Genomic DNA, 25,542 nt, shown 5'->3' with positions numbered 1-25,542 from the left:
GCGGCTTGACCCTCGCCCTACGTCAAGGTTCTACCGTCAGCGGCCATGACCTCCACCTTTGACGGTGCACCGCCGGCCCGCCTGACGGGTGTCCTGCTGTTGACCTCGCTGACCACCATGGTCGCCGCCGCCGCCATCGTCGTGCCATCCGGACTGACCCTGAACCCGGCCGATCCGGCCGGCACGCTGACCGCGGTGAACGCCCGGGTCGGGTTGCACCTGTTCGAGTTGGGCCTCGACGTGGTCGGCTGGCTCGCGTTGACCGCGGCCGGCCTCCTGATGGCCGCCCGCGCGTCACAGGCCGGCTCACCCCTCGCGGTCCTGGCCGCCGGGCTGCTGACCGCCGCCGGGCTGGCCGGCCTGCTGCACGACGCCGGAAACCTGGCGCTGACCCAGCTCGCCGCCGACCCCACCGACCCCACGACCGTCACCGTTGCCGGGGCGGTCATGCTCACCGCCAAGTGGGGTGTCAACCTGGCCGGGCTGCTCTGGGTCGCCGCCACCGCGGCCGCCGCGTTCTGCACCACGACGCCTGCCGGACTTCGCCGCGCCGGTGCGGTCGCCGCACTGTTCGGTCTCGCCGCGGTCGTCCTGCCCTGGACCACCGGGACGGGTGGGCCGTCGCCGATGCTGGAGCAACTCGGCTACCTCCTCCACCTGCCGATCATGATCTGGTACGGCGTGCTGGGCTGGCGGCAGCTGGGTGTGCGGACGTACGCCCCGGCGTGACGTCCGAGCGTCGCGGCGGTGCTCATCGGCCCGGTGCCGAGGGCGCCGTCACGGCCGGTTCCAGCGGGTGGTTCACAGCAGGGCCGGGAGGAGTACGCCGGTGCCGGCCACGCTGGGCGCTACGCGGGTCGTCGCCCCAACCAGACGGTACGGGTGGCGCGAACCACGAGGTCGTCGCGGTCGAGCACCCCGGCCGTGATCGTGTCGAGGGCGGCGAGGTCGGCGGCGCCGAGCCGGTCGGCCAGGCCGTGCCGCATCCGTTGCAGGGCCAGGTGGGCGTAGCGGTTGGCTGCGGCGGGTAGCGGTGGCCGCAGCACGATGTCGAAGCGGCGTTCCGTCTCGACGGTGAAGCCCGCCTCGGTGAGTCGGGCGCCCCAGGCGTCGTCCATGTGCAGTCCGGCCTCGGCCCGCCGTTCGGCGAGCACGGCGTGGCAGCGTTCCTCCAGTGCCTCGCCGGCCGGGTCGGGAAGGAACCGGGGGAACGAGTCCAGTTCGGTGACCATGATCGCGCCGCCGGGCCGCAGCACGTCGCGGGCCCGGGTGAGGGCCCGGACCGGGTCGGCGAGGTGGTGCAGGGAGGCGGACGCCCACACCAGGTCGACCGGGCCCAGCGGGGGCCAGGGCTGGTCCAGGTCGGCCTGGACGGTGTGGATCCGGTCGTCGACGCCGAGCGTCGTGGCCTTGTGTCGCAGGTGTTCGAGCATCGGCTCGTCGACGTCCACCGCGGTGACGTGCGCGTCGGGCAGGTGCCGGGCCAGGGCCAACGAGCCGGTGCCGGTGCCGGCGCCCAGGTCGAGGATGCGCGGTCGGTCGGGCGTCGACGCACCGACCCAGGTGATCACCTCGCGGTGGTATTCGTGCAGAACTTCGGTGTCGAGATCGAGCATTTCGGCCTGGTGCGAATGTCCCATGCGTCGACCGTACCCGTGTCTTGCGCCCCTGGCATACTATCTTGCGTATGAAGCAAGACGGTGAGTTGGACGCCCTCGTCCGGCAGCGGATCCGCGGGCTGCGGACCGCCCGTGGCTGGTCACTGGACGAGCTGGCGGCCCGCAGCTATCTGAGCCCGTCGACGCTGAGCCGGATCGAAACCGGCCACCGGCGGATCGCGCTCGACCAGTTGACCCCGATCGCCCGGGCGCTGGGCATCACGCTCGACCAGCTGGTCGAGTCGGACAACGACGACGACGTCGTCATCCGCCCACACCGCGACGAGGCGCGGGGCACCACCACGTGGCTGCTGTCCCGCGAGGGCGCGCCGTACGGGGTGACGGTCGCCAAGCTGCGGGTGACCCGGCCGGTCCCCGCCGACCTGCGGGTCCACCCGGGCCGCGACTGGTTCACCGTGCTGTCGGGGACCGTGGTGCTGCGGCTCGGCGAACGCACCATCCGGGTCGAGGCCGGTGAGGCGGCCGAGTTCTCCACGATGGTGCCGCACGCGTTCGGCGCGGAGGGCGGCCCGGCCGAGATCCTGTGCATCCTCGACCACGACGGCGAGCGCACCCATCTGGGGCCGGCGGGAGCAGGTGCCGGGGAGCGGTAGCGCGGATCCTGGCGAGCCGGCCGGCCCGCAGCGGGAAAGCCCTAGAGCCGCGCCTCGATCGCGGTGACCCGCTCGGTCGGGATGCCCCACGGTTCGGGTACACCGACCCGCGCGTCCAGGTCCCACAGCACACACCGTTCGCCGGGCCGGGCCACCATCGACCAGGCGACGACGGTGCGGCCCAGTTGGTCGTGCATCGATCCCGCTTCGGCGCCCCGGCCCGGCAGGCCGCCACCCTCGGGATGGTGGTGCAGATAGCGGCCGTATGCGGCGGTGCAGAACGCCGTGTACCGCGCGGTGCACAGGATGAGGCCGTGCCATGCCTCGTCGACGGCGTGCGAGGGCATGCCGATGATCCGGTTGTCGCGCAGCGCCGCGCCGCAGCAGCGCAGCCACTGCCGCAGGCCGGTCTCGACGAGTTCGCGGGGCTGGTAGGGACATGTCTTGAAGACAGCGTCGGGCAGCTCCAGGTCGTCGACGACCCGGGTCATCCGGTCGATGCGGATCCTGCGGCGCAGCGCGATCACTCTTACCTCCCGGCCAACGGCGAGCTTCAATATATGCGTGGTGAAGAAAGCCTTGCAGATCTGGTTCTGGGCCATCGTCGCCGGCGGCCTCGTCGGTGGCGTGGACGGCATCGAGGCGATGTTCTGTCTGGGACTGGTCATCGGCGGATTCTGGCTGTTCGCCGAACTCGATGACAGTGGTTCGAGCGGTGGGGACAAGTGGAGCGCCGGCAGCGGCGGCGCGGGGGCCGGCGGTGAGGGTTCCTCGGGCTGCGGCGGCGGTGGATGTGGCGGCGGTTGCGGAGGCGGCGACTGAACGCGCTGTCGGCCCCGGAGTGGACAGGCCCGGCCGGTGGCGTCGATCGGGGCGGCGGTGGTGCTGTCGTGTGCCGTGCCCCGCAGACGGTCCGATGATCTCAGTACGTGGGCGGCATCTTGAACTCCTACTGATCCGATAGGAATATCGGGCTATGCGGCCCGTCAGGATCCTCACGGTGCGGCGCGCGATCGACCTGATGCGCGTCGCCAGCGGACTGTGTCGTTGACCCGGGCGCGGGACTGACCGACCACCCGCGCCGGCCGGCCGGCCCGAGACCGCGGCCCTTCCACGACATCACGGGGACACATCGCACCGTGCGTGCGAATCACACCGGTAGGCGCACCGCTGCGTCGGCCGCCGACCCCTTCTCCCCACTCCGCCGCGCCGCATCCCACCGGGACCGGCGCCGCCGCCCCGTATCCCGACCCGGCCCGGCGCGCCGTCGCGCGCCGGGTGGGTGCCCCGTACCCGCAAGGAGTCCGCCATGACGCACCCCGGCAACCTACCGGCCGTCTGGTTCACCAGTTGCCGGGTGCCGACCGCCACGGCCACCGCGCAGCACGCCCACCTGCTCGACGACCTCGCCGCGACGACCGGCGTGTCCCTGCGCCACCTGCGGGACCTCGAACCCGAACACGCCGAACACCACCACCAGCACCACGACGTCGCGCTCTTCCGCGAGGGCGGCAACATCCCGCCACTGTGGACCCGGTCCCGGGGCGCGGCGACCCGGCTCATCGGCCTGACCTGGATCGAGGAGGGGCAGGTGATCCTGGCCCGTCCGGACTCCGGAATCACCGGCCCGGCCGACCTGCGCGGGCTGCGCGCCGCCGTCCCGGCCGCCCGGGTACGCCAGCCGCAACTGCAACGCCCGGTCGCGCTGCACGGCCTGACCGGCGCGCTGGCCCTGGCCGGCCTGGCCCTCGACGCGGTCGAACTGGTCGAGGTCGGCTCGGGGGAGGCCCCGGTCGACGCGTTCTGGCGCGGCCGGGGCGCCCCGGCGCACCCGGCGATCGACGCCGTCGCCGACGGCCGCGCCGACATCGCGTACGCGGTCGGGCCGGTCGCCGTCGACTACGCCGCGCGGCTCGGCCTGGCCACCGTCATCGATCTCGACGCGTATCCGGACCGGACCACCCGGGTCAACCTCGGCAGCCCGCGCGCCCTGACCGTCGATCAGTCCACCCTGGACGAGTATCCGCAGCTCGTCGTCGACTACCTGACCCGGCTGCTGCGGGCGGCCGACCGGGCCCGGGCCGACAACGCCGGCCTCGTCGCCTCGATCGTGGCGCAGAGCGGCGCCTCACCGTCCGCCGTACGGGCCATCTACGGTCCGCACGCCGACACCGACCTGCGGCCCCGGCTCACCGACGAGCTGCTCGGGCTCTACCGCCGGCAGAAGGACTTCCTGCTGCGCCACGGCTTCATCCACACCGACTTCGACGTACACGCCTGGGCCGATCCGGAGCCGCTGCGGCTGGCGACGCGCGCCGTCGACGCCGCCGATTCCGCCCGACTCGCCGCCTGAACCGCACGGGAGACACGCACATGAGCAGGACCACCGTACGCCCCGGCCGGGTGGGCGCCGCCGTCGCGCTGGCCGCCGTACTGGCCGCCGCCGGTTGCTCGTCCGGCGATGCCGACGCCGCCGGCACGACGGACGGCGGCACGTTGACGATCGGGCTGAGCAGCGAGAGCGAGTGCAAGGACCCGCAGCAGGACAACTACGGGTACGGCAGCACCATCGGCCGGCAGATCACCGACTCGCTGACCCAGCGCGACAAGTCCGACCTGACGAAGATCGAACCGTGGCTGGCCCGGTCCTGGGAGGTCAGCCCGGACGCCTCGACCTACACCTTCAAACTGCGCACCGACGTCACCTTCAGCGACGGCAGTGGGTTCGACTCCGCCGTCGTGAAGGCCAACTTCGAGGCGCTGTCGAAGATCAAGGCGGCGACCGGAGCGGCGTTCGTACAGGGCATAGCGGAGATCACGACACCGGATCCGGCCACGGTCACCATCCGGTTCGCCCAGCCCAACGCCGCATTCCTCCAGGCCACCTCCTCGTGGCAACTGGGGATCGTGGCCCCGGCGACGGTGGCGAAGACCCCCGAGCAGCGGTGCAGCGAGGGTGTGATCGGCTCCGGGCCGTACGTCGTCGACGAGGTCGTCTTCAACGAGCAGACCACCCTCGTTCGTCGCGCCGACTACAACTGGCCGTCCGGGGCGGCGGCCGGCACCGGTCCGGCGAAGATCGGGAAGCTGGTCTTCCGGATCGTGCCGGAGGCGGCCGTACGCACCGGCGCGGTCACCAGCGGCCAGCTCGACCTGGCCCAGGGCATCTCGTGGCAGGACGGCCCGGCCCTGGAACGCGACGGCCTCCAACTGGTGAAGGCGGTCAACAAGGTGCCGGCGGTGTCGCTGGAGGTCAACACCTCCCGGCCGATCCTGTCCGAGCAGGCGGTACGGGTCGCGCTGACCCACGCCATCGACCGTAAGACGCTGACCGAGACCGCGCACAACGGCTACACCCTGCCGGCCACCGGATCGCTGACCGCGGCCTCGCCGTTCCACATCGACCAACTCGACGCGCTCCGCTACGACCCCGACCGGTCCCGCCAACTGCTCGACCAGGCCGGCTGGGTCACCGGCGCGGACGGCATCCGGGCCAGGAACGGCCAACGGCTGGTGATCACCGCCTCGTTCGTCGCCAACCCCGACAACCAGACCTTCCTGGAGGTCATCCAGCAGCAGGTACGCGAGGTCGGCATCGACTTCCAGCTGCGTCCACTGCCCACCGGCGAGTTCGACAAGGCGCTGGTCGCCGGTGACTACGACGTACACCGGTGGAGCGGGGCCCTGGTCGACGGCGATGTGCTGCGCATCCTTTTCTCCACCGAGACCCTCAACAAGTCCCGGCTGACCCCCGGCAACGACCTCGAACCGTTGCTCCAGCAGCAGACCGCGATCGGTGACCCCGCGCAGCGGCGCCAGGTGCTGGAACAGATCCAGAAGATCCTCGTCGAGCGGGCGTACCAGATCCCGGTCTTCGACATGGTCAACCTCTGGGGCGCCACGAGCGATCTCACCGGCGTCGGGTTCGACGACAGCGCGCTGATCCTCTACGACGCCCAGCTCGCCGCCGGCTAGCCACGAGCGGGGGTCGCGGCCCACCCGCGGCCCCCGCCGACCGACCCCGACCACCGTCCGCCCACCGGGAGGTGACGCCCATGCTCCGGTACGCCACGACACGGTCCCTGCACGCCCTGCTCGTACTCTGGGCGACGTTCACGGCCACCTTCTTCCTGCTCTACGTGCTGCCCGGCGACTCGACGCTGAGCAAGGCCGGGGTCGGCCGTGACGGCACCCAGCTCAGCGCCGCCCAGATCGAGGAGTTGCGCGCCGAACTCGGCACCGACCGGCCGGCCCTGATCCAGTACGGCCAGGCGCTGTGGAACGCCCTGCGCGGCGACTTCGGCACCTCGATCCAGACCGGACAGACCGCGCTCGACATGTATGTCGACGCGATCCCGGAGACCCTCAAGCTCGCCGGTGCCGCCCTGCTGCTCGGTCTCGTCCTCGGCGTGGCCTGGGCGCTGCTGGCGACGTACACCCGGTGGCGGTGGCTGCGCCAGGCACTGCTCGCGCTGCCCGCCGCCGGGGTGTCGCTGCCGACGTTCTGGATCGGCCTGCTGCTGATCCAGTTCGTCTCGTTCCGGTGGGGGCTGCTGCCCGCCATCGGCAACGACGGTGTGGAGAGCCTGGTGCTGCCGGCGGTCGTGCTGGCCATCCCCACCGCCTCGACGACCGCGCAGATCCTGGCGCGCAGCCTGGAGGCGACGCTCGACGCCCCGTACATCGCCACGGTGCGGTCCCGTGGCGCGTCGCGGGCGCGGGTGCTGGTCCGGCACGCCCTGCGGAACTCGATCATCCCGGTGATCACCGCGCTGGGCATGACCGCCGGTCACCTCATCGGCGGCTCGGTGATCATGGAGTCGGTTTTCTCCCGCTCCGGCGTCGGCGCCATCACCGTACGGGCCGTCGACTTCCAGGACACCCCGGTCGTACTCGTCGCGGTCGTCTTCGCGGCGGCGGTCTTCGTCACCGTCAACCTCGCCGTCGACCTGCTCTATCCCGTCATCGACCCGCGGATCCAGTTACGCGCGCCGGGGCGACCCGAACAACTGCGGACGAAGGTGGCGACGTGAGCCTGACCGACACCGTCATCCCCGCCGCCGCGCCGGCCGGCACCCCGCCGGACCCGGCACCGGCGGCACCCGCCCCGGCCGCCGGCCGGCCCGCGTGGCGGGCCGGCCGGCTGTGGGCGGTCCTGCGCCAACCCGGCCTGGTACTGGCCTGGCTGGTCCTCGGCGCGGTCGCGCTCGCCGCCGTGGCCCCCGGCCTGTTCACCGACCACGACCCGCTGCGACCGGTCGGCCCGCGGCTCGCCCCGCCCAGCGCCGACCACCTCTTCGGCACCGACAACCTCGGCCGCGACCTGTTCGCCCGAGTCGTCCACGGCACCGGCCAGTCCGTGCAGGCCGTCATCATCGCGGTCCTGGTCGGCCTGCTCGTCGGCTCGCTCATCGGCCTGCTCGCCGGATACGCCGGCGGCTGGATCGACGACGTGCTGATGCGGGTCGTCGACGTGCTGCTCGCCGTACCCGCGCTGCTGATCGCACTGGCGATCATCGCCGCGCTCGGCTTCGGCACGATGAACATCGCGATCGCGGTCGGGATCGGCAACGTCGCCGCGTTTGCCCGCGTGATGCGGGCCGAGACCCTGCGGATCAAGGGCACCGACTTCATCGAGGCGACCACCTTCGCCGGCATCGGCCGGATCCGGCTGCTGGTCCGCCACGTGCTGCCGAACACCGCCGGCCCCGTGCTGGTGCTGGCCACCCTCGAACTCGGCCTGGCCCTACTGAGCGTGTCGGCGCTGAGCTTCCTCGGCTTCGGCACCCCGCCACCGGCACCGGAGTGGGGCAGCCTCGTGGCCGCCGGCCGCGACTACCTGATGGCCGCCTGGTGGATGGCCAGCGTCCCCGGCTTCGTCATCGCCGCCACCGTGCTGTCGGCCAACCGGATCGCCCGGTCGGTCAACCGCCGGCGCCACGTCAACTTCTGACCCGACCACCGACCCGGAAGGAGCGGCCCGTGCCAACCCCAGCCGAGCAGCCGGCGACGCTGCTCTCCGTCGAGCACCTGACCGTGGAGTACCGCATCGCCGGCCGACGGGTCCGCGCCGTCGACGGCGTCGACCTGACCGTACGGGCGGGGGAGATCGTCGCCCTGGTCGGCGAGTCCGGCTCCGGCAAGAGCACCCTCGCGCACGCCGTACTCGGCGCGCTGCCGCGCGGCGCCGCGATCCTCGGCGGCCGAATCGACTTCGACGGCCAGGACCTCACCCGGCTGTCCGAGCGCCGCTTCAACCGGGTACGCGGCCGGGCGCTCGGCTTCATCCCGCAGGACCCGATGGTCAGCCTCAACCCGCTGCACCGCGTCGGACGGCAGGTCGCCGAGCCGATCCGCATCCACCGGCCGGTCCCGCGCCGGGAGGCCGACCGGCGCGCCGTCGCACTGCTGGAACGCGTCGGGCTGCCCGACGCCGGAATCCGGGCCCGGCAGTTCCCGCACGAACTCTCCGGCGGGATGCGCCAGCGGACGCTGATCGCCGCCGCGCTGACCGGCGGCCCCAAACTGCTGATCGCCGACGAACCGACGACGGCGCTCGACGTCACCGTGCAGAAGGTGATCCTCGACGACCTCGCCGCACTGGCCCGCGCCGGCGGCATCGCCGTCCTGATCATCACGCACGACCTGGCGGTCGCGGGGGACCGGGCCGACTCCATCGCGGTGCTGCGCAAGGGCCGGATCGTCGAGTACGGACCACCCGACGACGTGCTGCGCCGGCCCGCGCACCCGTACACCCAACTCCTGCTGCGCAGCGCGCCCGGCCTGGCGCCGCCCCGCCCCGGCCGACGCCGGCCGGCCCGGCCAAGGTGCCGCCGGCCGGCACCGCCCCCGGCCGGACCGGGCGCCGGCGGCCGGGACGGGACAACCGGGGCCGCTCGTCGAGGTGACCGGGGTGGTCAAGGAGTTCCCCCTGCCCGGCGGGGCCGGCGACCGGCGCTGGTTCCGCGCGGTCGACGACGTGTCGCTGACCGTGGCCCGGGGCGAAAGCCTCGGCCTGGTCGGTGAATCCGGCTCCGGAAAGTCGACCCTGGCCCGGATGGTCCTCGGCCTGACCCGGCCGTCCGCCGGCCGGATCAGCTTCGACGGTGCCGACCTCGCCGGCCTCGACCGGGCCGGCACCCGGCGACTGCGCTCCAGGTCCCAACTGATCTACCAGAACCCGTACGGCTCCCTCGACCCCCGACTGTCCATCCACGACATCGTCGCCGAACCGCTGCACGGCTTCCGGATCGGCGAGCGGGCGTCGCGCCGGGACCGGGTCCGGGCCCTGCTCGACCAGGTCGGCCTCGACCCCGGCATCGACCAGCGCCGGCCCGCCGAACTCTCCGGCGGCCAGCGGCAGCGGGTCGCCATCGCCCGCGCCCTCGCGCCAGCGCCCGACCTGCTGGTCTGCGACGAACCGGTGTCGGCGCTGGACGTGTCGATCCAGGCGCAGATCCTCGACCTGCTCACCGGGCTGCGCGACGAACTCGGCGTCGGCCTGCTGTTCATCTCGCACGACCTGGCCGTCATCCGGCAGGTCGCCGACCGGGTCGGCGTGATGCGCGCCGGACGGCTGGTCGAACTCGGCACCGCCGACGACGTCTTCGAACGGCCCCGGCACGCATACACCCGGACGCTGCTCGACGCGATCCCCGGTCGGGGCTTCGCCGGCACCCGCACCACCGCACAGAAAGGCCCCCGATGACCCCGACCGCCGTACCGACCCGTCCCGAGGACGTACCGGCCGCCCTGGCGTCCGGCGCGATCCGGCGGGACCGGACCGCCGAACCCGAACCCGCGGACCTCGCCGCCCTGGCGGTGCTGACCGGGTCGGTGGACGTCGACACCCCGGCCGGCCGCGCCGGGTCCGCCCGCCAGGTCCGCGCCCTGGCCCGGGTCGACGCCTCCGCCGCCCAGCTCGTGGCCGCCCACCACGCCGCCCGCGCCCTCGCCGGTCCGGAACTGGCCGGCGGCGGTCACCCGGCCACCTGGTACACGCACACCGCGGTCCCCCGCCACCCCGCCGTACGCGGCACCTGGCGTGCGGACGGGCTGTTGCTGTCCGGCACCGCCCCGGTGCCCCCCGGCCGCGGCCGCGACCGGCTGGTCGTCGAGGCGGTCACGCCCGCCGACGGCCGGCCGGTCGTCGCGGTCGTCGACGCCGCCGCGGTCCGGTCCGGCGCGGCCGCGTTCGGGCAGCGGTGGGCGGCACCGGCCACCGCCGATCTTGACGGCGTGCTGGTCCCCGTCGACCGGACCCGCCCCGGCGCCGCCGACCGGACCTGGCGGGCGTACGACGAGACGCTGCACGCCGCGCTCGACCTCGGGGTGCTCGACGGCTTCCTGACCGCCGCCCGCGACTTCCTGCTGCACCACGCCCGGCCCTGGCACGAGTCGGGCACCGACACCGCGTCCCGGGATCCGCACGCGATCGCCGTCTTCGGGCACGCGTACGCGCAGCGGCAGGCCCTCGACCGGCTCGTGGCGGCGGCGATCCACGCCCTCGACCCGGCCGCCGGCACCCCGCCCACCGCGGCCTGGCCGACCGCCGACAGCACCGCACGGCCGGACACCGCAGCCGAGCCCGGCCCGCCGCGCGCGGCGGTGCTGGCCCGCTGGTACGCCCACCACCGGATCGGCCAGGTCGTCTCGGCGGTCATCGGGGTGCTCGGCGCCAGCGGCACCGCCGGCCGGTTCGCCCTCGACCGCTACTGGCGCGACTTCCGCACCCACGCCCTGCGGCAACCGCCGTACTGGACTTTGGCCGACCTCGACCGGCCCGGCGACGCCGGGCCCGCCGAGGGGGTGGACCGGTGACCGGGCGGCAGCTGCACCTCAACGTCAACATCCTGGCGTCCGGCGCCCACCCGGCCGCCTGGCGGTCACCCGGCGGCCATCCCACCGCCGTCGTCGACATCGGCCACTACCAGCGGGTCGCGCGGGAGGCCGAGCGTGGCCTGCTCGACGCGGTGTTCCTCTCCGACGGGGTCCTGCTGCGCGGCAACGTCGCCGCCGGCCCGCCGATCACCGCCCTCGACCCGGCCGTCGTGGTGACCGCGATGGCGCTGGCCACCGACCGCATCGGCTTCATCGCCACCGTCTCGACCACCTTCAACAGCCCGTACCACATCGCCCGCATCTTCTCCTCGCTCGACCACGCCAGTGCCGGCCGGGTCGCCTGGAACGTGGTGACCACCCGCGACCCGGGTGCCGGCCGCAACTACGGACTGGCCGAACTGCCGCCCCGGGCGCAGCGGTACGCCCGCGCCGCCGAGTCGATCGAGGCGGTCACCGCGCTGTGGGACAGCTGGGAGGACGAGGCCCTCGTCGCCGACCCGGCCAGCGGGGTGTGGGCGCGGACCGACCTGATCCACCGGATCGACCACATCGGACCGTTCCACTCCGTGCAGGGGCCGTTGCAGATCCCGCGATCGCCGCAGGGCCGGCCCCCGCTGGTGCAGGCCGGCGGCTCGGACACCGGCCGCGACCTCGCCGCCCGCTACGCCGACGCGGTCTTCAGCCCGCAACAGCTCCTCGCCTCGGCCCGCACGTACTACGCCGACATCAAGAGCCGGGCCCGGGCGTACGGCCGCGACCCCGACACGATCAGCGTTCTGCCCGGCCTCAACCCGGTCGTCGGCAGCACCGAGGACGAGGCCCGACGCCGGCAACGCGAACTGAACGCGCTCCTCGGTGACGACCGCCTGCTCGCCGGCTTCGCCGCCCGGTTCGGTATCGATCCCGCCGAACTCGACCTGGACCGGCCGCTCCCCGCCCACCTGCTGCGGCCGACCGGCGACACGTACGGCTCGCAGGGGTTCGACGACGCGGCCCGCGACCTGATCTCCGCCGCCGGGCACCTGACGGTCCGTGACCTGATCGACCGGGGGATCGCCGCGCACCGGGTCGTCGTCGGCGCGCCGGAGCAGATCGCCGACGACATCGAGCGCTGGTTCCTCGGGCGCGCCGCCGACGGCTTCAACCTCCAGTGCGACGTCTACCCGGGCGGCCTGGCCGACTTCGTCGACCACGTCGTCCCCGAACTGCAACGCCGGGGCCTGTTCCGCCGCGAGTACGCCGGCACCACGCTGCGCGACCACTACGGGCTGCCCCGCCCGCGCAGCCGCTACGCGCTCACCACCACAGGGGAGGCCAACCGATGACCACCACCACCGATCCGGCCCACGACCTGGCCGTTGCCGCGGGTTCCGGCCGGGACGGCGTGGCCCGGCCACGCGACGACGCCGAGGCGATCGCCGCCGCCCACGCGCTGGCGATCCGGTGGCGTGAACTCGGGCCGGAACGCGACCGGGACCGCGCCGTGCCGTACGCGGAACTGGAACTGCTGTCGCGGTCCGGGCTGCTCGCGGTCACCGTGCCCCGCGCGTACGGCGGACCCGGCGTGCGGGCCGGCACCCTGACCCGGATCTTCGCCATCCTGTCCGCCGCCGACACCGCCCTGGCCCAGGTGCCGCAGAACCACTTCGGCGCCGTCTTCGGACTCGAGGCCGAAGACGACGAGCGCAAGGCGTTCTTCTTCGCCGAGACGTTGCGCGGCGCCCGGTTCGGCAACGCCGGCCACGAGCGCGGGCGCAGCGGCCGCAGCCACCCTAAGACGACACTGGTCGACGACGGCGACGGTTACCGGATCAACGGCGTCAAGTCGTTCTGCACCGGGGCGCTGACCGCCGACTGGGTGCCGGTCAGCGCCAGCCATCCCGACGGCTGGATCGCCACCGCGTTCGTGCCCCGGGGCACCCCGGCCTCGACATCCGCGAGGACTGGGACGCCTTCGGGCAGCGGGCCACCGTCAGCGGCAGCGCCGTGCTGACCGATGCGTGGGTCGCCCGCCGGCACGTGTTCGACCAGTCCGGCCGGCCCAAACCACAGGCGGCGTTCCGCTACGCGCGCAGCCAGCTGACGCACGCCGCCATCCAGATCGGCGTCGCCCACGCGGTCCTGGCCCACGCCGGGCGCCTCGACCGGGCCGGGCTGCCGGCCGGCGTCGCGCACCGGTTCGCCGCCTGGCGCGAGGACCTGCTCCTGGAGACGTCCGCCGCCGAGGCGCTCGTCGACCGGGCCGCCGACCTTGTCGACGAGGTCGTCTCCGCCGGCCCGACACCCGCGTCCGCGCTGGCCGTCGGTCTCGCCGTCGACGAGGCCAAGTGCGTCGCGTACGACCTGGGGCCGGTCGCCGCCGACGGGCTGGCCGCGTTTGCCGGCCCGGCCGACACCGATGCCGACCGTGGCTTCGACCGCTACTGGCGCAACGCGCGCACCCACTCACTGCACGACCCGGTCCGCTGGCGGCGCCACTACGTCGGCGACTACCACCTCAACGGCACCCTGCCGCCGGTACTGCGCTCGCTGCTGGAGTCGACCGGCGACGTGCCGCTGTGACCGCCCGAACCCTGATGGGAACACCATGAGCACCCTGCCGGCACCCGTCGACGTCGAGATCGTCGACCTGCACACCCACTACCGTCCACACTGGTGGGACGAGTCCGGACTCGGCCGCCGGCTGGCGGCCGGCACCGGTCCCGGCCTCGACTACGCCAAGCTCGACGACATCGACGACCTGACCCGGGAGACCGACGCCGGCGGGATCGCGCTGCGCGCCCTGAGCGCACCGGTCGAGTTGCTGTTCGGACCCGGTGCCGACGTGCCCACGTCGGCGGTCCGGCGGGTCAACGAACACCTGCGGCAGATCGTCGACGACCACGCCGGCCGGTTCGTCGGCCTGGCCACCGTCGACGCGTACGCCGGTGACGCCGGTGCCGAACAGGCCCGGTACGCCATCGAGGAACTCGGCCTGCACGGGCTGGTGCTCGACTCGTCCCGCCACGACCTGTACGTCGGCTCGCCGCAGGTGCGGCCGACGCTGGAGGTGGCCGCCGCGCACCGGGTGCCGGTGTTCGTGCACCCGGTCTTCGCGCCGCATGCCGGGCCGCTGGTCGCCGCCGCCGGCCGGGACGGCAACTCGTTCGGCCGTGGCCTGACCAACGGCACCAGCTTCCTGTCGGTGCTGCACGCCGGGCTGCCCGAACTCCTGCCCGACCTGCACCTGGTCTTCACCGCCCTGGGTGCCGGATCGCTGCTGTTCGCCGCCGACCGGATCGCCGAATATGCGGGTGGCGGCACGCTGAACGTCTACTTCGACACGTTGCGGTTCCATCCGCCGACGCTGCGCTACCTGGTCGACGTCCTCGGCGCGGAGCGGGTCGTGGTCGGCAGCGACTGGCCGATCCGGCTCGACGGCCGCCGTTCCGGGATCCTCGCCGCGCTGGGGGCCGCCGGGCTGTCCCCGACCGAACAGGCCCTGGTCGCCGGCGGCAACGCCCGGCGCCTGCTCACCGCCCGTACGCAGGCCACCGCACCCGACGAGGAGGGGTCGTGACCGACCGGCCGCGCTTCCACTGGTTCCTTCCCATGCACGGCGACGCCCGGTACTACGGGGGCGACCCCGCGCCCCGGCCGGCCACCCCGGACTACCTGCGCGACGTCGCCCGCGCGGCGGAGGTCAACGGCTTCGAGTCGCTGCTGCTGGCCACCGGCCACGGCACCCGGGACACCTGGCTGGTCGGGGCGGCGGCGGCCGCCGCGACCGAGACGATCCGGTTCATCGTCGCCTTCCGCGCCGGCTACACGCTGCCGACCCTGACCGCGCAGATGGTCGACACGTTCCAGCAGTTGTTCGCCGACCGGCTCGACGTCAACATCGTCACCGGCAGCGACGGCCCGGAGCAGCAGGCGTACGGCGACGACATCGCCAAGGACGAACGCTACCGGCGTACCGCGGAGTTCCTGTCCATTCTAGACAGCGAGCTGGCCGGCCGGCGGTTCGACTTCGCCGGCGACCACTACCGGGTCCGGGGCGGCGGCCGGCCCCGACCGGTGTCCCGGCGACCGACCATCTTCTTCGGCGGCCTGTCGGAGGAGGCGGCCGAGGTCGGCGCCGCGTACGCCGACGTCCAACTGATGTACGGCGAGACGCCGCCGATGGCCGCCGAGCACGTCGAACGGATTTCCAAGCTCGCGGCCCGGCACGGCCGCGAGGTCGAGTTCGGCATCCGCATCCAGGTCATCACCCGCGACACCGCCGACGAGGCGTGGGCCGAGACGGACCGGATCCTGGCCCGCCTCACACCGGAGGTCGTTGCGCGACGGCAGCGGGAGCTGGCCACCCGGCAGTCGGTCGGGCAGCGGCGGGTGCAGTCGCTGAACCCCGGCGTCATCGACCGTGACGCGCTGCGGCCGTACCCGACGATCTGGTCCGGGCTCGGCCTGGTCGGTGGCGGCGGGGGCAGCACCGCGCTGGTCGGCAGCCACGCCGAGGTCGCCGATCGGATCCGTGAGTACGTCGACGTCGGCATCAGCCACTTCATCGTCTCCGGCGCGCCGTTGCTGGAGGAGGCACACCGGTTCGGCGAGGGCGTCATCCCGCGCTTCGCCGCCGACGCCGCGGGCGACGGTACCGCGGACGACGACGTCACCGGCGCCGCGGCCGGCCCGGCCGGCGACGGCCGGCCGGCGACGGGCGTCGGAGGACGGCGGTGACCGCGACCCGGCGGCACGGCGTCGCCGAGCTGACCGCCCGCGCCGACGACTACCTGCGTGCGGTGGCGCCCGGCGCCGCCGACCGGGAACGGCTGCGCGAACTGCCGTACGCCCTGGTCCGTGAGCTGGCCACGGCCCGGCTCGGCACCTGGCGGATCCCCCGCGAGTACGGCGGACCCGGTGCCAGCGTGCGCGAGGTCTTCGGCTTTCTGATCGACCTGGCCGCCGCCGACTCCAACATCGCCCAGGCGCTGCGCCCCCACTTCGGCTTCGTCGAGAGCCTGCTGCGCTCGCCCGCGGAGCGGGAACGCGAGCGGTGGTTTCCCCGGCTGCTCGACGGCGACCTGGTCGGCCTGGCCAACGGCGAGATCGGCGCCCCGAACGGGGTGATCCGCACCCGGATCATCCGCGACGGCGCCGGGTTCCGGGTCAACGGCAGCAAGTACTACAGCACCGGCTGCCTGTTCGCCGACTGGCTCAGCGTCTCCGCCGTCGACGATGCCGGGGACCGGGTCTCGTTCGTCGTCCCCGCCGACCGGGCCGGGATCACCCTCGTCGACGACTGGGACGGCGCCGGCCAGCGGCTCACCGCCAGCGGCACCACGAACTTCGACGACGTGTGGGTGGCCGCCGAGGAGATCGTCGACCGGGACGTCCCCGCCGATGGGCCGCGCAGCCACACCACGGCGTTCCAGCAGCTGCTGCTCGCCGCCGTCGAGGCTGGCATCGCCCGCAACGCGCTCACCGACGCCGTCGCGTTCACCCGGGACCGGGCCCGGCCGATCAAACACAGCTCGGCGAAACAGTCGGTCGACGACCCGTACGTGCGGCACTCGGTGGGGGAGATCGCCGCCCGGGCGTACGCCGCCGAGGCGGTCGTGTTGCGCGCCGCCGGCGCCATCGACCGGGCGCTGGCCCCGGGCGCCCCCGCCGTCCTGCTCGTGCAGGCGTCGGTCGAGGTCGCCCAGGCGCAGTTTCTCGCCGTGGAGTCGGCGCTGAAGGCCGCCGAGCTGATCTTCGACGTCGGGGGCGGCTCGACCACCGCCCGCGAGCACAACCTCGACCGGCACTGGCGCAACGCGCGCACCGTCGCCAACCACAACCCGCGCCACCACAAGGCGGCCGTCGTCGGCGACTACCGGCTCAACGGCACCGAACCACCCCGCACCGGACTCTTCTGATGCCAAGGAGCACGATGACCCACCGTCCACTGGGCCGGACCGGCGTCCAGGTCAGCCCGCTCACCCTCGGCGCGATGAACTTCGGCGCCGGCGGCAACCCCGACCACGCCGACGGCGTACGGATCATCCACGCCGCGCTCGACGCCGGCATCAACGTCATCGACACCGCCGACGTCTACTCCCAGGGCGAGTCCGAGACGATCGTCGGCAAGGCCCTGGCCGGCGGGCGCCGCGACGACGTGGTGCTGGCCACCAAGTTCCACGGCGCGATCGGCGACGGGATCAACCACCGCGGCAACTCGCGCCGCTGGATCCACCGGGCGGTCGAGGACAGCCTGCGCCGGCTCGGCACCGACCACATCGACCTCTACCAGGTGCACCGCCCCGAACCGGACACCGACCTCGACGACACCCTCGGTGCCCTGTCCGACCTGGTCCACCAGGGCAAGATCCGCTACTTCGGCACCTCCACCTTCGAACCGCACGAGATCGTCGAGGCACAGTGGACGGCCCGCGAGCGGGGCCGGGAGCGCCCGGTCACCGAGCAGCCGCCGTACTCGATCCTGGCCCGCGGCGCCGAACGCGCCGTCCTGCCGTTGGCGCAACGCTACGGCCTCGGCGTCCTGCCGTGGAGCCCGCTCGCCGGCGGCTGGCTCTCCGGCCGCTACCGCAAGGACCGGCCAGACCCGGCGCCGTCGGCCCGGCACCGCCGCCAGCCGGGCCGGCACGACCCGGACCTGCCCGCCAACCGGACCAAACGGGTTGCCGTCGAGCAGCTCACCGAACTGGCCGAGGAGGCCGGCCTGTCGCTGATTCACCTGTCGCTCGCCTTCGTGCTGCGGCACCCGGCCGTCAGCTCGGCGATCATCGGCCCGCGCACCCTGGAACACCTGGCGAGCCAGCTCGGTGCGGAGAAGGTCGTCCTCGCAGACGACGTACTCGACCGGATCGACGAGATCGTGCCGCCCGGCGTGACCATCAACCCCGCCGACGCCGGCTACCAGCCGCCGTCGCTGACCGACCCCGCCCGCCGCCGCCGGCCCGCCGGCACCTGACCGTCCCGGCCGGGACGCCGGCGCACACCCGAGGAGTATGACCGTGACCCAGCCCGTCATCGACATCCACGCCCACTTCCGCCAGCCCGACCAGCCGGCCCCGCCACCGCCCGCCTGGGTCTCCGACGAGCGCCGCCGCCAGCAGATCGAACACGCCGAGATCCTGGCCAGCTTCGACCGGATCATCGAGGTCTCCGACGCCGCCGGGGTCGACACCCGGGTCCTCAGCCTGCCCGCCGCCAGCCGGTTCACCGACTTCGACACCGCCCCGCCCCAGCTCCAGGCGATCCGCGACCTCAACGACTACCTGGCCGGCGGCGTACGCGACCACCCCGGCCGGCTGCTCGGCCTGGCCACCGTCGACGCGTTCGCCGGCGAGGACGGCGCCGCCGAGGTCCGCCGCGCCGTCGATGAACTGCACCTGTCTGGCATCGTCGTCGACTCGGCCAAGGCCGACGTCTTCCTCGGCGCCCCGGAAACGGTTCCGACGCTGGAGGAGGCGGCCCGGCTCGACGTACCGGTCTTCGTCCACCCGACGGGGACCAGCCTCACCCCGGCCCTGATCGCGCAGGCCGGGCAGCTCGGCTCGTCGTACGGCCGAGGGCTGGCCAACGGCGTCGCCCTGCTGTCGCTGATCCACCGTGGGCTGCTCGACCGGATCGCCGGGCTGCGGATCGTCTTCACCACGCTGGGCATCGGCTCGCTCGGCATCGCCGGCACCTGGCGGGCCCGCGGCGGACTGGCCGCCGACGACGGCCGCTGGCAGGTCCACTTCGACACGATGGGCTTCGACCCGCAGAACGTGGCCTACCTGGTCTCCGTGCTCGGCGCCGACCGGGTGCTGCTCGGCAGCGACTTCCCGCACCAGGTCGACGCCACCCGCGACCGGGTCGCCAACGCCCTCGACAAGGCCGGCCTGTCCCGGGCCGACCAGGCACTGATCCGGGGCGGGAACGCCGCCGCCCTGCTCACCCGCGACCCCGCCGCGCTCACCGCGTCGGCCTGAGGCGCACCGTGAACGTGGCTGTCCGCGACCACGGTCCGGCCGGACCGGACGGGGCGACCCTGCCCAGCCGGTTCGGCCCGGTGCCCGACCACCCGGTGCTCGACCGGGTCGGTGAGGTCGTCCGATCGACGATCGCGCCGGTGGCCCCGGCGACCGACGCACGGGGTGTGCCCCGCGACCACCTGACCGCCCTGACCGGCACCGGGCTGTTCGGACTCAACCTTCCCGGCGGTACCCGGGTGCCGGCCGCCGTCGCCGCCGAGGCGCAGGAACTGATCGCCGGCGCCTGCCCCTCGACCCACCTGATCACCTCCCAGCACGCCACCCCGGCCCAGTGGATCGGCCGCTCCGGACAGCCGGCCCTGCACGACCTGCTGCCCGACCTGGTCGCCGGCCGGCGGATCGGCGGCGCCGCGTTCGGCCACGTCCGCACCTGGCCGGGGCGCACCACGGTGCGGGTACGCCGGGAACCCGGCGGCTGGCGGTTCGACGGGGTCGCCCCCTGGTTCTCCGGCCACGGGCTCGTCGACCTGGTCCTGCTCGCCGGGGTCGACGAGCGGGACCAGGCGATCGTCTTCGCCGTCGTCGACCTGCCGCAGCCGGCCACCGTACGGGCCGTACCGCTGCGGTTGGCGGCGATCGACGGCGCGCGGACCGTCGCCCTCGAACTCGACGGCCTCACGGTGCCCGACGAGCGGGTGGCACAGGTCGTCGGCGTCGACGAGTGGAAGGCCCGCGACGGGCTCGACGGGCCGCCGGTCTATCCCGGGTCGATGGGGCTGGCCCGTGCCGCCGCCGGCTACGCCCTCGACCGCTTCCCGGACAACCCGGACCTGCGGCACCTCGCCGACGAGATCGCGCTGCTCCGCACACTGGCGTCGGGGCCGGGTAACGCGGCCGAGGCCCGCGAGCCCGGCCACGACGTCTTCTACTGGCGCAGCCGTTCGGTGAACCTCGCCGTACGCGCCGCGAACGCCGCGGTCGTCGCCCGGGCGGGGCCGGCCTGCTTGCCGACGACCCGGTCCAGGTCTGGGCCCGGGCCGCACTGTTTCTCCAGGTACGTGGCCTGTCGCCACGACTGCGCGAGGCCCATCTCGCCCGGCTCGCCGGCCTGCCGTGACCCGGTCCACGAGACGCGTGGCCCCGAGGGCTCATCCCAGATGCTTGTGCTGAGCCGCTTCCGCCGCCTCCTGGAAGTCGGCGACGGCCCCGCCGTAGTCCCTTGCCCAGTTCGTCAGGACCTCGATGGGCTCCACGAGAGTCCGGCCGAGGTCGGTGAGGCTGTATTCGACCCGCCGTGGTGCTTCGGCATGGCGTTCGACCAGACCGTACTGCTGGAGCCGACGCAACGTCTGGGTGAGGACCTTGCGCGAGATGCCGCCGATGAGGTCGACGAGTTCACCGTGCCGGCGAGGCTGATGGCTGAGCCCGAAGAGTACAAGCACCGCCCATTTGTCGGAGATGATCTCGACCGCCAGGCGGGTGGGGCAGTCGGCGAGGAAGGCTGGTCCGGCCGCGTTCTGCATGGAAACCGAAGGTACCAGGAGGTAACCCACGGCTTCGTAACGTCTTCCGCGAGCAGTGCGACCAGTACCAGATGCGGAGGAGTCACCATGCCACGAGTCGTCGTGTTCGACGAGTTCGGCGGGCCGGACGTCATGCACATCGTCGAGGAGCCGGTCGTCGAGCCCGCAGTCGGCGAGGTACGGATCAGAATCGAGGCGTTCGCCGTCAACCCGCTCGACCAGATGATGCGTTCGGGCATTTCGCCCGCAACCGTTCCCCTGCCACACGCTCGTCTCGGCGTGGAAGGCACCGGAGTCGTCGACGCGCTGGGCCCCGGGATCACCGGGCTGAAGATCGGTGATCCGGTCATCCTCACGGCCATTCCCGACGCGAGCGTGAGAGGCAGCTACGCCGAGTACACCACGGTCCCCGCCAGCCGGGTCGTCGCCCGCCCGGCCGGGCTCGGCATCACGGAGGCGGCGGCGATCTGGGTCGCGTACGCCACCGCCTACGGCGCGCTCGTCGAGAAGGCGGGGATGCGGCCCGGCGACCACGTCCTCATCACCGCCGCGTCCGGCGGCGTCGGGCGGGCGGCGATGCAGATCGCCAACCAGATCGGCGCCGTGCCGATCGCCGTCACTCGGCAGACCGCGAAGAAGGACGAACTGCTTGCCGCCGGCGCCGCCGCGGTCATCACCACCGACCTCGTGGACGTGGTCGAAGCTGTCCGCCACCACACTGGAGGGACCGGCGCCGACATTGTCCTCGACCTTGTCATGGGTCCGAGCCAGCAGGATCTCCTGAAGGCGGCCCGCCCCGGCGCAACGCTGGTCGCCGCGGGCTTCCTGGACCCTCGGCCCACACCCTTCCCGGGCGCGCCACTCACGATCTTCAGCTACCGGAGCTTCGAGCACACCCTCGACGCCGTCGTGGTGAAGCGCATGGCGGCGTTCCTGAACGCCGGTGTACGCCTCGGTGCACTGCGGCCCGCCATCGACAAGGTGTTCGCCCTCGACGACGTCGTCGAGGCACACCGCCACCTCGAGAAGGGGCTGCACGCCGGGAAGAAGATCGTCGTCTCAATCTAGGACCGGAGGTGCTGCGGTTGGCGAGGCGCCGTTCCACCGACGATCCCGTCTGATCGATGTTAATCTATCTCCGATTACCGGTCGGCATGATGGGGGAGCGGGATGTCGGTGCGCAGAGGTGGAAGGCATGTCCTGGCCGTGGTGGCTCTCGCCGCCACGATGGTGGGCGTCGCGGCCACACCGGGCGCGACCTCGGGGCCGGCGGAACGGGCCGGCGCGGCGGCGGGTGACTGCCCGTTCGTGAGCGCCCTGTGCCTGTTCGACGAGACCGGCTACAACGGCACGCGGTTCACCGTTTCCTCGACCACGCCGGGCGGCACGTGCGTCAGTCTGGTCGCCCACGGCTTCGGCGGCCAGGCCCGATCGGTGCTCAACGCCAGCACCTCCGCCGCCGCGCTGTTCGCCAACGACGGCTGTGTCGGCGGCCCCTACCAGGTGGCGGGCGGCAGCGGCATCGCGGACCTCGGCTCGTTCCGGGCGAACAGCGTCTGGGTGCGCTAGTTTCCGTACCGTGCCGGGCCTTCCGGGCTCAGTGCGGGCGGCCGGCCCGGGCGACGACCGCGGTGGCGATCACGAGGTCCTGCCAGGACATGCCGGAGCCTTTGTGGACCACCGGGCGGTCGGCCGGCAGCGTGGTCTCGCCGGTCACCACCGAGCGCACCGTGGTCAGTTCCCCGACGTCGATCGCGCCCTCCCGGACGGCCATGATCACGTCGCCGCACTCCCGCAGCGCGGTGGCGACGTCCTCGACCACGACCTGCGCGCGGCCGAGCAGGGCGGCGTCGAGTTCCCGGGCGTCGGGCTCGTGGGAGCCGACCGCGATCACGACGGCGTCGTCGCGTACCAGGTCGGGGGCGAAGAGCGGGGTACGGGCGGTGGTGGCGCACACGACGACGTGCGCGGCCCGTACGGCCCGCTCCGCCTCGGGGGTGCCGGTGCCGACGACCCGGACGTCGGCACCGGACAGTGCCGTGTGGACGTGAGCGCGAGAAGCCCCGCGGTCGCGAACGGAGGGCAGGTCCGCGTCCGTGCGTCGTACCACGTGTGTGAGGTCGGAGATCTCGCGGTGCCCGTCGAGGACGGACCGCAGGGTGGTGGCGTGTCCGGCGGCCTGGGGGCCGCCGCCGTACACGACGATCCGCAGCGGTGCCGGGTCGCGCAGGAGCGCGGGTCTGACGGCCGCGACGGAGACCGCCGGGGTACGCAGCGCGGTCAGCGCGCCCGCGTCGACCAGCGCGGTGGGTGTCAGGGTGTCCGCGTCGAACAGGACGTAGACGCCCTGGATGCGGGGCAGGCCGCGCTCGGGGTTCCGGGGCGGACGGTGGCGATCTTGATCCCGGTGCCGGCGCCGATGTCGCTGGGCATGAGCAGGAAGTGCCCGTGCCGCAACTCGACCTGGGTGCGGGCGGGGTCGGTGGCCGGATCGAACCCGTCGCGCAGGGCGGCCTCGATCGCCTCGACCGCCTCGCGCGGGGAGAGCAGGGCGGTGACCTGCTCGGCGGTGAGGTAGGGCAGGGGCGTGGTCATCGCGGCGGGATTCCTCCGGTCGGGGCCGCCGGCGGGGTCGGCCCGGCGTGACAGGAAGGTAACCCGGCGGCCCCTACGACGCAGGCTGGGGCTCGGTGGTGCTCTCCTGTTCCCACATCGCGGCCATCTCGTCGAACGCGTGCTCCATGATCTGGACCATCGCCCGGCGGGCGCTGTCGCCGTCGCGGCGCTGGATCGACTGGGCGACGTCGGCGTGCAGTTGGAGTGCCTGCTCGTGCGGGTGGTGCGGCATGAGGTGGTGCAGGTGGCGGCCGGTGAGGACCTCGGCGACGAGGTCCTGCAGCTTGACGAACATCTCGTTGCCGGAGGCGCGTAGCACCCGCTGGTGGAACTCGATGTCGAGGCCGAGGAAGCGGTCCTCGTCGCCGGCCTTGCCGGCGGCCCACATCTTGGCGGCGAGGCCGACCAGTTCGCTGGCCTCGTCGTGGTCGACGCGGTGGGCGGCGAGCCAGGCGGCGTGTGGTTCCACCGCGGTACGCAGTTCGGTGATCGAGCGGAGTTGGGCGATGCGTCCGGCCGAGGCCAGCCGCCAGCGGATCACCTGGGGATCGAAGACGTTCCAGTGGCCGGCCGGGCGGATCATGACGCCGACGCGCCGACGGGTCTCGATGAAGCCCATCGACGCGAGCACCCGGAGCACCTCGCGGATCACCGAGCGGGACACCGTGTAGCGGTCGACCAGGTCATCGATGTTGAGCACTGCCCCGGGCGTCAGTTCGCCACCGCAGATGGCGGTGCCGAGGTGGTCGAGGACGCGTCCGTGCAGCCCGGCCTCGGCGGGGGCGGTTTGGGCGGGTGCGACCCCGGGGGAGGGCGAATTCACGCTTGGGATCATATCAGTTGCGTCTACCCCTTGTATAAGTCTGCTTTTTCGGCCTAGCATCCCGACGTTAAGCGGATGTAAAACGCCGAGGTCGTCCCGTCCCCCGAGGTGACGGCCAGCACACAGCACGTGCCCATCCCCGAGGGTGGCGACAGAAGGAGAGACGGACGTGGGACGTCGATCGATAATTGGGACATCTCTGGCGGTGGTTGCCGCCATGACGCTGTCGGCCTGTGGCGGCGGCGGAGACAGCGGCGCTTCGGACACCGTGCGGGTGACGCTGGTCAACCACGTGTGGACCGAGAACATCCGGAAGGTGATCCCGCAGTTCGAGCAGGAGACCGGCCTGAAGGTCGAGGTCACCCAGCTTGGCGAGGACCAGCTCTCGGACCAGTACAACGTCAAGCTCAACGCCGGCTCCCGGGACATCGACGTGATGATGTACCGGCCGCTGCAGGAGGGGCGGCTGTTCGCCGAGAACGGGTACCTCGCCGACCTGACCGACAAGGCCGAGGGCAGCGCCGACTTCGACTTCGCCGACTTCCAGGAGACCCCGGTCGGGGCGACCAGCCACGAGGACAAGCTGGTCGGCGTTCCGATCATCACCGAGCAGCAGGTCCTCTACTACCGCAAGGACCTGCTGGAGAAGTCCGGCTTCACCGCCCCGCCGGCCACGCTCGACGAGCTCAAGGCCCAGGCGACGAAGATCCAGGCGGACAACCCGGGCGTGGCCGGCTTCGTGGCCCGCACCGGTAAGGCCGCCGCCGTCACCCAGTTCTCCAGCTTCCTGTACAGCTTCGGCGGCGACTTCGTCGACGCGTCGGGCAAGGCCGCGGTCAACACCCCCGCCGCCAAGCAGGCGTACGCCTTCTACGGCGGACTGCTGCGCGAGAACGGGCCGGCCAACGTCAGCACCGACATGAGCTGGTCGGAGGCGATGGCGATCTTCACCCAGGGCCAGGCCGCCTTCTACCCGGAGGCCAACTCGCTCTACAAGAACGCCACCGACCCGGCCAAGTCGAAGGTCTCCGAGACCGTCGGGTTCGCGCCGATGCCCGCCGGCCCGGCCGGCTCGAAGCCGTACAACATCCCGTCCTGGGGCCTGGCCGTCAACGAATCCTCGGAGAACCAGGACAACGCCTGGAAGTTCATCGAGTGGGCGGCCGGCAAGGCGCAGACGCTGGAGCAGCAGAAGGCCGGCGTCCCCGGTGCCCGGACCTCCGTCTGGGAGAACCCGGAGGGCATCTCGACCTACCCGGCCGACATGGCCGACGCGATCACGGTGAGCCTCGCCAACGGCGTTGGTCACGACCGGCCGGTGGTCGAGCGGGTCGCGCAGGCCCGCGAGATCGTCGGGCAGCCGATCGTCGACGCCATCACCGGTGGCGACGCCGCGGCCTCGGCCGAGACCGCCAACGAGGCGTTCCAGAAGTTCCTGGACGACGAGGCCCGCTAGCGAGAACCGGGCGCGGGGGTGGTGGACGTTTCGCCACCCCCGCGCCC

At 73.1% G+C, this 25,542-nt stretch carries 28 protein-coding genes; 22 read left to right on the top strand and 6 right to left on the bottom strand.

Annotated features, from left to right (window positions below):
* Positions 1–45: 45 nt before the first annotated feature.
* Entirely contained in the window at positions 46–729 is a 684-nt protein-coding gene (locus Prubr_RS33050; protein WP_212819203.1) for a hypothetical protein, read from the top strand.
* A 119-nt stretch (positions 730–848) separates the two neighbouring features.
* Here Prubr_RS33050 and Prubr_RS33045 read toward each other — a convergent pair whose 3' ends face one another.
* The gene (locus Prubr_RS33045) at positions 849–1,640 is read right to left on the bottom strand and encodes a class I SAM-dependent methyltransferase (protein WP_212819201.1); all 792 of its coding nucleotides are present in this window, start codon (positions 1,638–1,640) and stop codon (positions 849–851) included.
* Positions 1,641–1,687: 47 nt separating this feature from the next.
* On the opposite strand from Prubr_RS33045, the gene Prubr_RS33040 reads away from it, so the two are divergent.
* Entirely contained in the window at positions 1,688–2,272 is a 585-nt protein-coding gene (locus Prubr_RS33040) for a helix-turn-helix transcriptional regulator (RefSeq protein ID WP_212819199.1), read from the top strand.
* Between the two features lie 41 nt (positions 2,273–2,313).
* On the opposite strand, the gene Prubr_RS33035 is transcribed toward Prubr_RS33040, so the two are convergent.
* Positions 2,314–2,763 carry a glycine-rich domain-containing protein gene (locus tag Prubr_RS33035; RefSeq protein ID WP_212819197.1) on the bottom strand — a complete coding sequence of 150 codons (450 nt, stop codon included), beginning with the start codon at positions 2,761–2,763 and terminating at the stop codon, positions 2,314–2,316.
* A gap of 7 nt (positions 2,764–2,770) precedes the next feature.
* Here Prubr_RS33035 and Prubr_RS33030 point away from each other — a divergent pair, with 7 nt between their 5' ends.
* The 17 genes from Prubr_RS33030 (at position 2,771) to Prubr_RS32955 (ending at position 19,074) form a co-directional block, all read left to right on the top strand.
* On the top strand, positions 2,771–3,094 hold the full coding sequence (locus Prubr_RS33030) for a hypothetical protein (RefSeq protein WP_212819195.1): 324 nt from the start codon (positions 2,771–2,773) through the stop codon (positions 3,092–3,094).
* A 154-nt stretch (positions 3,095–3,248) separates the two neighbouring features.
* Positions 3,249–3,323, top strand: a complete 75-nt coding sequence (locus Prubr_RS38470; RefSeq protein WP_357521950.1) for a putative leader peptide — start codon at positions 3,249–3,251, stop codon at positions 3,321–3,323.
* A gap of 258 nt (positions 3,324–3,581) precedes the next feature.
* Complete coding sequence (locus Prubr_RS33025; RefSeq protein ID WP_212819193.1) at positions 3,582–4,625, top strand: ABC transporter substrate-binding protein; 1,044 nt, start codon at positions 3,582–3,584, stop codon at positions 4,623–4,625.
* A gap of 20 nt (positions 4,626–4,645) precedes the next feature.
* Entirely contained in the window at positions 4,646–6,247 is a 1,602-nt protein-coding gene (locus tag Prubr_RS33020; protein ID WP_212819191.1) for an ABC transporter substrate-binding protein, read from the top strand.
* Between the two features lie 80 nt (positions 6,248–6,327).
* Positions 6,328–7,305, top strand: a complete 978-nt coding sequence (locus tag Prubr_RS33015) for an ABC transporter permease (protein WP_212819189.1) — start codon at positions 6,328–6,330, stop codon at positions 7,303–7,305.
* Positions 7,302–8,225, top strand: a complete 924-nt coding sequence (locus Prubr_RS33010; RefSeq protein ID WP_212819187.1) for an ABC transporter permease — start codon at positions 7,302–7,304, stop codon at positions 8,223–8,225. Before Prubr_RS33015 ends, Prubr_RS33010 begins: the two co-directional genes overlap by 4 nt.
* Positions 8,226–8,254: 29 nt before the next feature.
* A complete protein-coding gene (locus Prubr_RS33005) occupies positions 8,255–9,298 on the top strand; it encodes an ABC transporter ATP-binding protein (RefSeq protein WP_212819185.1) in 1,044 nt (347 codons plus the stop codon).
* The gene (locus tag Prubr_RS33000; RefSeq protein ID WP_212819183.1) at positions 9,186–9,980 is read left to right on the top strand and encodes an ATP-binding cassette domain-containing protein; all 795 of its coding nucleotides are present in this window, start codon (positions 9,186–9,188) and stop codon (positions 9,978–9,980) included. Before Prubr_RS33005 ends, Prubr_RS33000 begins: the two co-directional genes overlap by 113 nt.
* Positions 9,977–11,092, top strand: coding sequence for a hypothetical protein (locus tag Prubr_RS32995; RefSeq protein ID WP_212819180.1), 1,116 nt, complete (start codon positions 9,977–9,979; stop codon positions 11,090–11,092). The genes Prubr_RS33000 and Prubr_RS32995 overlap by 4 nt, the downstream gene beginning before the upstream one ends.
* On the top strand, positions 11,089–12,438 hold the full coding sequence (locus Prubr_RS32990; RefSeq protein WP_212819179.1) for an LLM class flavin-dependent oxidoreductase: 1,350 nt from the start codon (positions 11,089–11,091) through the stop codon (positions 12,436–12,438). The genes Prubr_RS32995 and Prubr_RS32990 overlap by 4 nt, the downstream gene beginning before the upstream one ends.
* A complete protein-coding gene (locus Prubr_RS32985) occupies positions 12,435–13,106 on the top strand; it encodes an acyl-CoA dehydrogenase family protein (RefSeq protein ID WP_212819177.1) in 672 nt (223 codons plus the stop codon). The genes Prubr_RS32990 and Prubr_RS32985 overlap by 4 nt, the downstream gene beginning before the upstream one ends.
* On the top strand, positions 13,100–13,675 hold the full coding sequence (locus Prubr_RS32980; RefSeq protein ID WP_212819175.1) for a hypothetical protein: 576 nt from the start codon (positions 13,100–13,102) through the stop codon (positions 13,673–13,675). Before Prubr_RS32985 ends, Prubr_RS32980 begins: the two co-directional genes overlap by 7 nt.
* A gap of 25 nt (positions 13,676–13,700) precedes the next feature.
* Positions 13,701–14,672 carry an amidohydrolase family protein gene (locus Prubr_RS32975; protein WP_212819173.1) on the top strand — a complete coding sequence of 324 codons (972 nt, stop codon included), beginning with the start codon at positions 13,701–13,703 and terminating at the stop codon, positions 14,670–14,672.
* Positions 14,669–15,832 (top strand): LLM class flavin-dependent oxidoreductase, encoded by a 1,164-nt coding sequence (locus tag Prubr_RS32970; protein WP_212819171.1) that lies wholly within the window; start codon positions 14,669–14,671, stop codon positions 15,830–15,832. Before Prubr_RS32975 ends, Prubr_RS32970 begins: the two co-directional genes overlap by 4 nt.
* The gene (locus Prubr_RS32965) at positions 15,829–17,013 is read left to right on the top strand and encodes an acyl-CoA dehydrogenase family protein (protein ID WP_212819169.1); all 1,185 of its coding nucleotides are present in this window, start codon (positions 15,829–15,831) and stop codon (positions 17,011–17,013) included. The genes Prubr_RS32970 and Prubr_RS32965 overlap by 4 nt, the downstream gene beginning before the upstream one ends.
* A 14-nt stretch (positions 17,014–17,027) precedes the next feature.
* Complete coding sequence (locus Prubr_RS32960; RefSeq protein ID WP_212819167.1) at positions 17,028–18,068, top strand: aldo/keto reductase; 1,041 nt, start codon at positions 17,028–17,030, stop codon at positions 18,066–18,068.
* 43 nt (positions 18,069–18,111) lie between these two features.
* Positions 18,112–19,074, top strand: coding sequence for an amidohydrolase family protein (locus Prubr_RS32955; RefSeq protein ID WP_212819165.1), 963 nt, complete (start codon positions 18,112–18,114; stop codon positions 19,072–19,074).
* A 1,151-nt stretch (positions 19,075–20,225) separates the two neighbouring features.
* Here the strand turns inward: Prubr_RS32955 and Prubr_RS32945 are convergent.
* A complete protein-coding gene (locus Prubr_RS32945; protein ID WP_212819161.1) occupies positions 20,226–20,600 on the bottom strand; it encodes a winged helix-turn-helix transcriptional regulator in 375 nt (124 codons plus the stop codon).
* On the opposite strand from Prubr_RS32945, the gene Prubr_RS32940 reads away from it, so the two are divergent.
* Positions 20,493–21,668 (top strand): zinc-dependent alcohol dehydrogenase family protein, encoded by a 1,176-nt coding sequence (locus Prubr_RS32940; protein WP_343221711.1) that lies wholly within the window; start codon positions 20,493–20,495, stop codon positions 21,666–21,668. The two genes, Prubr_RS32945 and Prubr_RS32940, sit on opposite strands and share 108 nt — an antisense overlap.
* A gap of 102 nt (positions 21,669–21,770) precedes the next feature.
* On the top strand, positions 21,771–22,169 hold the full coding sequence (locus Prubr_RS32935) for a peptidase inhibitor family I36 protein (protein ID WP_212819159.1): 399 nt from the start codon (positions 21,771–21,773) through the stop codon (positions 22,167–22,169).
* 28 nt (positions 22,170–22,197) lie between these two features.
* Here the strand turns inward: Prubr_RS32935 and Prubr_RS32930 are convergent, their stop codons facing one another.
* The 3 genes from Prubr_RS32930 to Prubr_RS32920 form a co-directional block, all read right to left on the bottom strand.
* Positions 22,198–22,935 (bottom strand): ornithine cyclodeaminase family protein, encoded by a 738-nt coding sequence (locus tag Prubr_RS32930; protein ID WP_246569098.1) that lies wholly within the window; start codon positions 22,933–22,935, stop codon positions 22,198–22,200.
* A complete protein-coding gene (locus Prubr_RS32925) occupies positions 22,914–23,195 on the bottom strand; it encodes a hypothetical protein (RefSeq protein ID WP_212819157.1) in 282 nt (93 codons plus the stop codon). The genes Prubr_RS32930 and Prubr_RS32925 overlap by 22 nt, the downstream gene beginning before the upstream one ends.
* Positions 23,196–23,268: 73 nt before the next feature.
* A complete protein-coding gene (locus tag Prubr_RS32920) occupies positions 23,269–24,039 on the bottom strand; it encodes a FadR/GntR family transcriptional regulator (protein ID WP_246567977.1) in 771 nt (256 codons plus the stop codon).
* A gap of 217 nt (positions 24,040–24,256) precedes the next feature.
* Here Prubr_RS32920 and Prubr_RS32915 point away from each other — a divergent pair, with 217 nt between their 5' ends.
* The gene (locus Prubr_RS32915) at positions 24,257–25,495 is read left to right on the top strand and encodes an ABC transporter substrate-binding protein (protein WP_246567976.1); all 1,239 of its coding nucleotides are present in this window, start codon (positions 24,257–24,259) and stop codon (positions 25,493–25,495) included.
* The last annotated feature ends 47 nt before the right edge of the window (positions 25,496–25,542 follow it).

Source organism: Polymorphospora rubra (assembly GCF_018324255.1).
GTDB classification, from domain to species: domain Bacteria; phylum Actinomycetota; class Actinomycetes; order Mycobacteriales; family Micromonosporaceae; genus Polymorphospora; species Polymorphospora rubra.
The sequence above is the reverse complement of the archived record's forward strand: the minus strand, read 5'-3'. Positions and strand labels throughout refer to the sequence as shown.

Excerpts from the sequence above, each read along its gene's own strand:
- Prubr_RS33050 (WP_212819203.1), top strand. The coding sequence starts at position 46 with ATGACCTCCACCTTTGACGGTGCACCGCCGGCCCGCCTGACGGGTGTC.
- Prubr_RS33045 (WP_212819201.1), bottom strand. The coding sequence starts at position 1,640 with ATGGGACATTCGCACCAGGCCGAAATGCTCGATCTCGACACCGAAGTT.
- Prubr_RS33040 (WP_212819199.1), top strand. The coding sequence starts at position 1,688 with ATGAAGCAAGACGGTGAGTTGGACGCCCTCGTCCGGCAGCGGATCCGC.
- Prubr_RS33035 (WP_212819197.1), bottom strand. The coding sequence starts at position 2,763 with ATGACCCGGGTCGTCGACGACCTGGAGCTGCCCGACGCTGTCTTCAAG.
- Prubr_RS33030 (WP_212819195.1), top strand. The coding sequence starts at position 2,771 with ATGCGGATCCTGCGGCGCAGCGCGATCACTCTTACCTCCCGGCCAACG.
- Prubr_RS33025 (WP_212819193.1), top strand. The coding sequence starts at position 3,582 with ATGACGCACCCCGGCAACCTACCGGCCGTCTGGTTCACCAGTTGCCGG.
- Prubr_RS33020 (WP_212819191.1), top strand. The coding sequence starts at position 4,646 with ATGAGCAGGACCACCGTACGCCCCGGCCGGGTGGGCGCCGCCGTCGCG.
- Prubr_RS33015 (WP_212819189.1), top strand. The coding sequence starts at position 6,328 with ATGCTCCGGTACGCCACGACACGGTCCCTGCACGCCCTGCTCGTACTC.
- Prubr_RS32995 (WP_212819180.1), top strand. The coding sequence starts at position 9,977 with ATGACCCCGACCGCCGTACCGACCCGTCCCGAGGACGTACCGGCCGCC.
- Prubr_RS32985 (WP_212819177.1), top strand. The coding sequence starts at position 12,435 with ATGACCACCACCACCGATCCGGCCCACGACCTGGCCGTTGCCGCGGGT.
- Prubr_RS32975 (WP_212819173.1), top strand. The coding sequence starts at position 13,701 with ATGAGCACCCTGCCGGCACCCGTCGACGTCGAGATCGTCGACCTGCAC.
- Prubr_RS32960 (WP_212819167.1), top strand. The coding sequence starts at position 17,028 with ATGACCCACCGTCCACTGGGCCGGACCGGCGTCCAGGTCAGCCCGCTC.
- Prubr_RS32940 (WP_343221711.1), top strand. The coding sequence starts at position 20,493 with ATGGCTGAGCCCGAAGAGTACAAGCACCGCCCATTTGTCGGAGATGAT.
- Prubr_RS32945 (WP_212819161.1), bottom strand. The coding sequence starts at position 20,600 with ATGCAGAACGCGGCCGGACCAGCCTTCCTCGCCGACTGCCCCACCCGC.
- Prubr_RS32935 (WP_212819159.1), top strand. The coding sequence starts at position 21,771 with ATGTCGGTGCGCAGAGGTGGAAGGCATGTCCTGGCCGTGGTGGCTCTC.
- Prubr_RS32925 (WP_212819157.1), bottom strand. The coding sequence starts at position 23,195 with ATGACCACGCCCCTGCCCTACCTCACCGCCGAGCAGGTCACCGCCCTG.
- Prubr_RS32915 (WP_246567976.1), top strand. The coding sequence starts at position 24,257 with ATGACGCTGTCGGCCTGTGGCGGCGGCGGAGACAGCGGCGCTTCGGAC.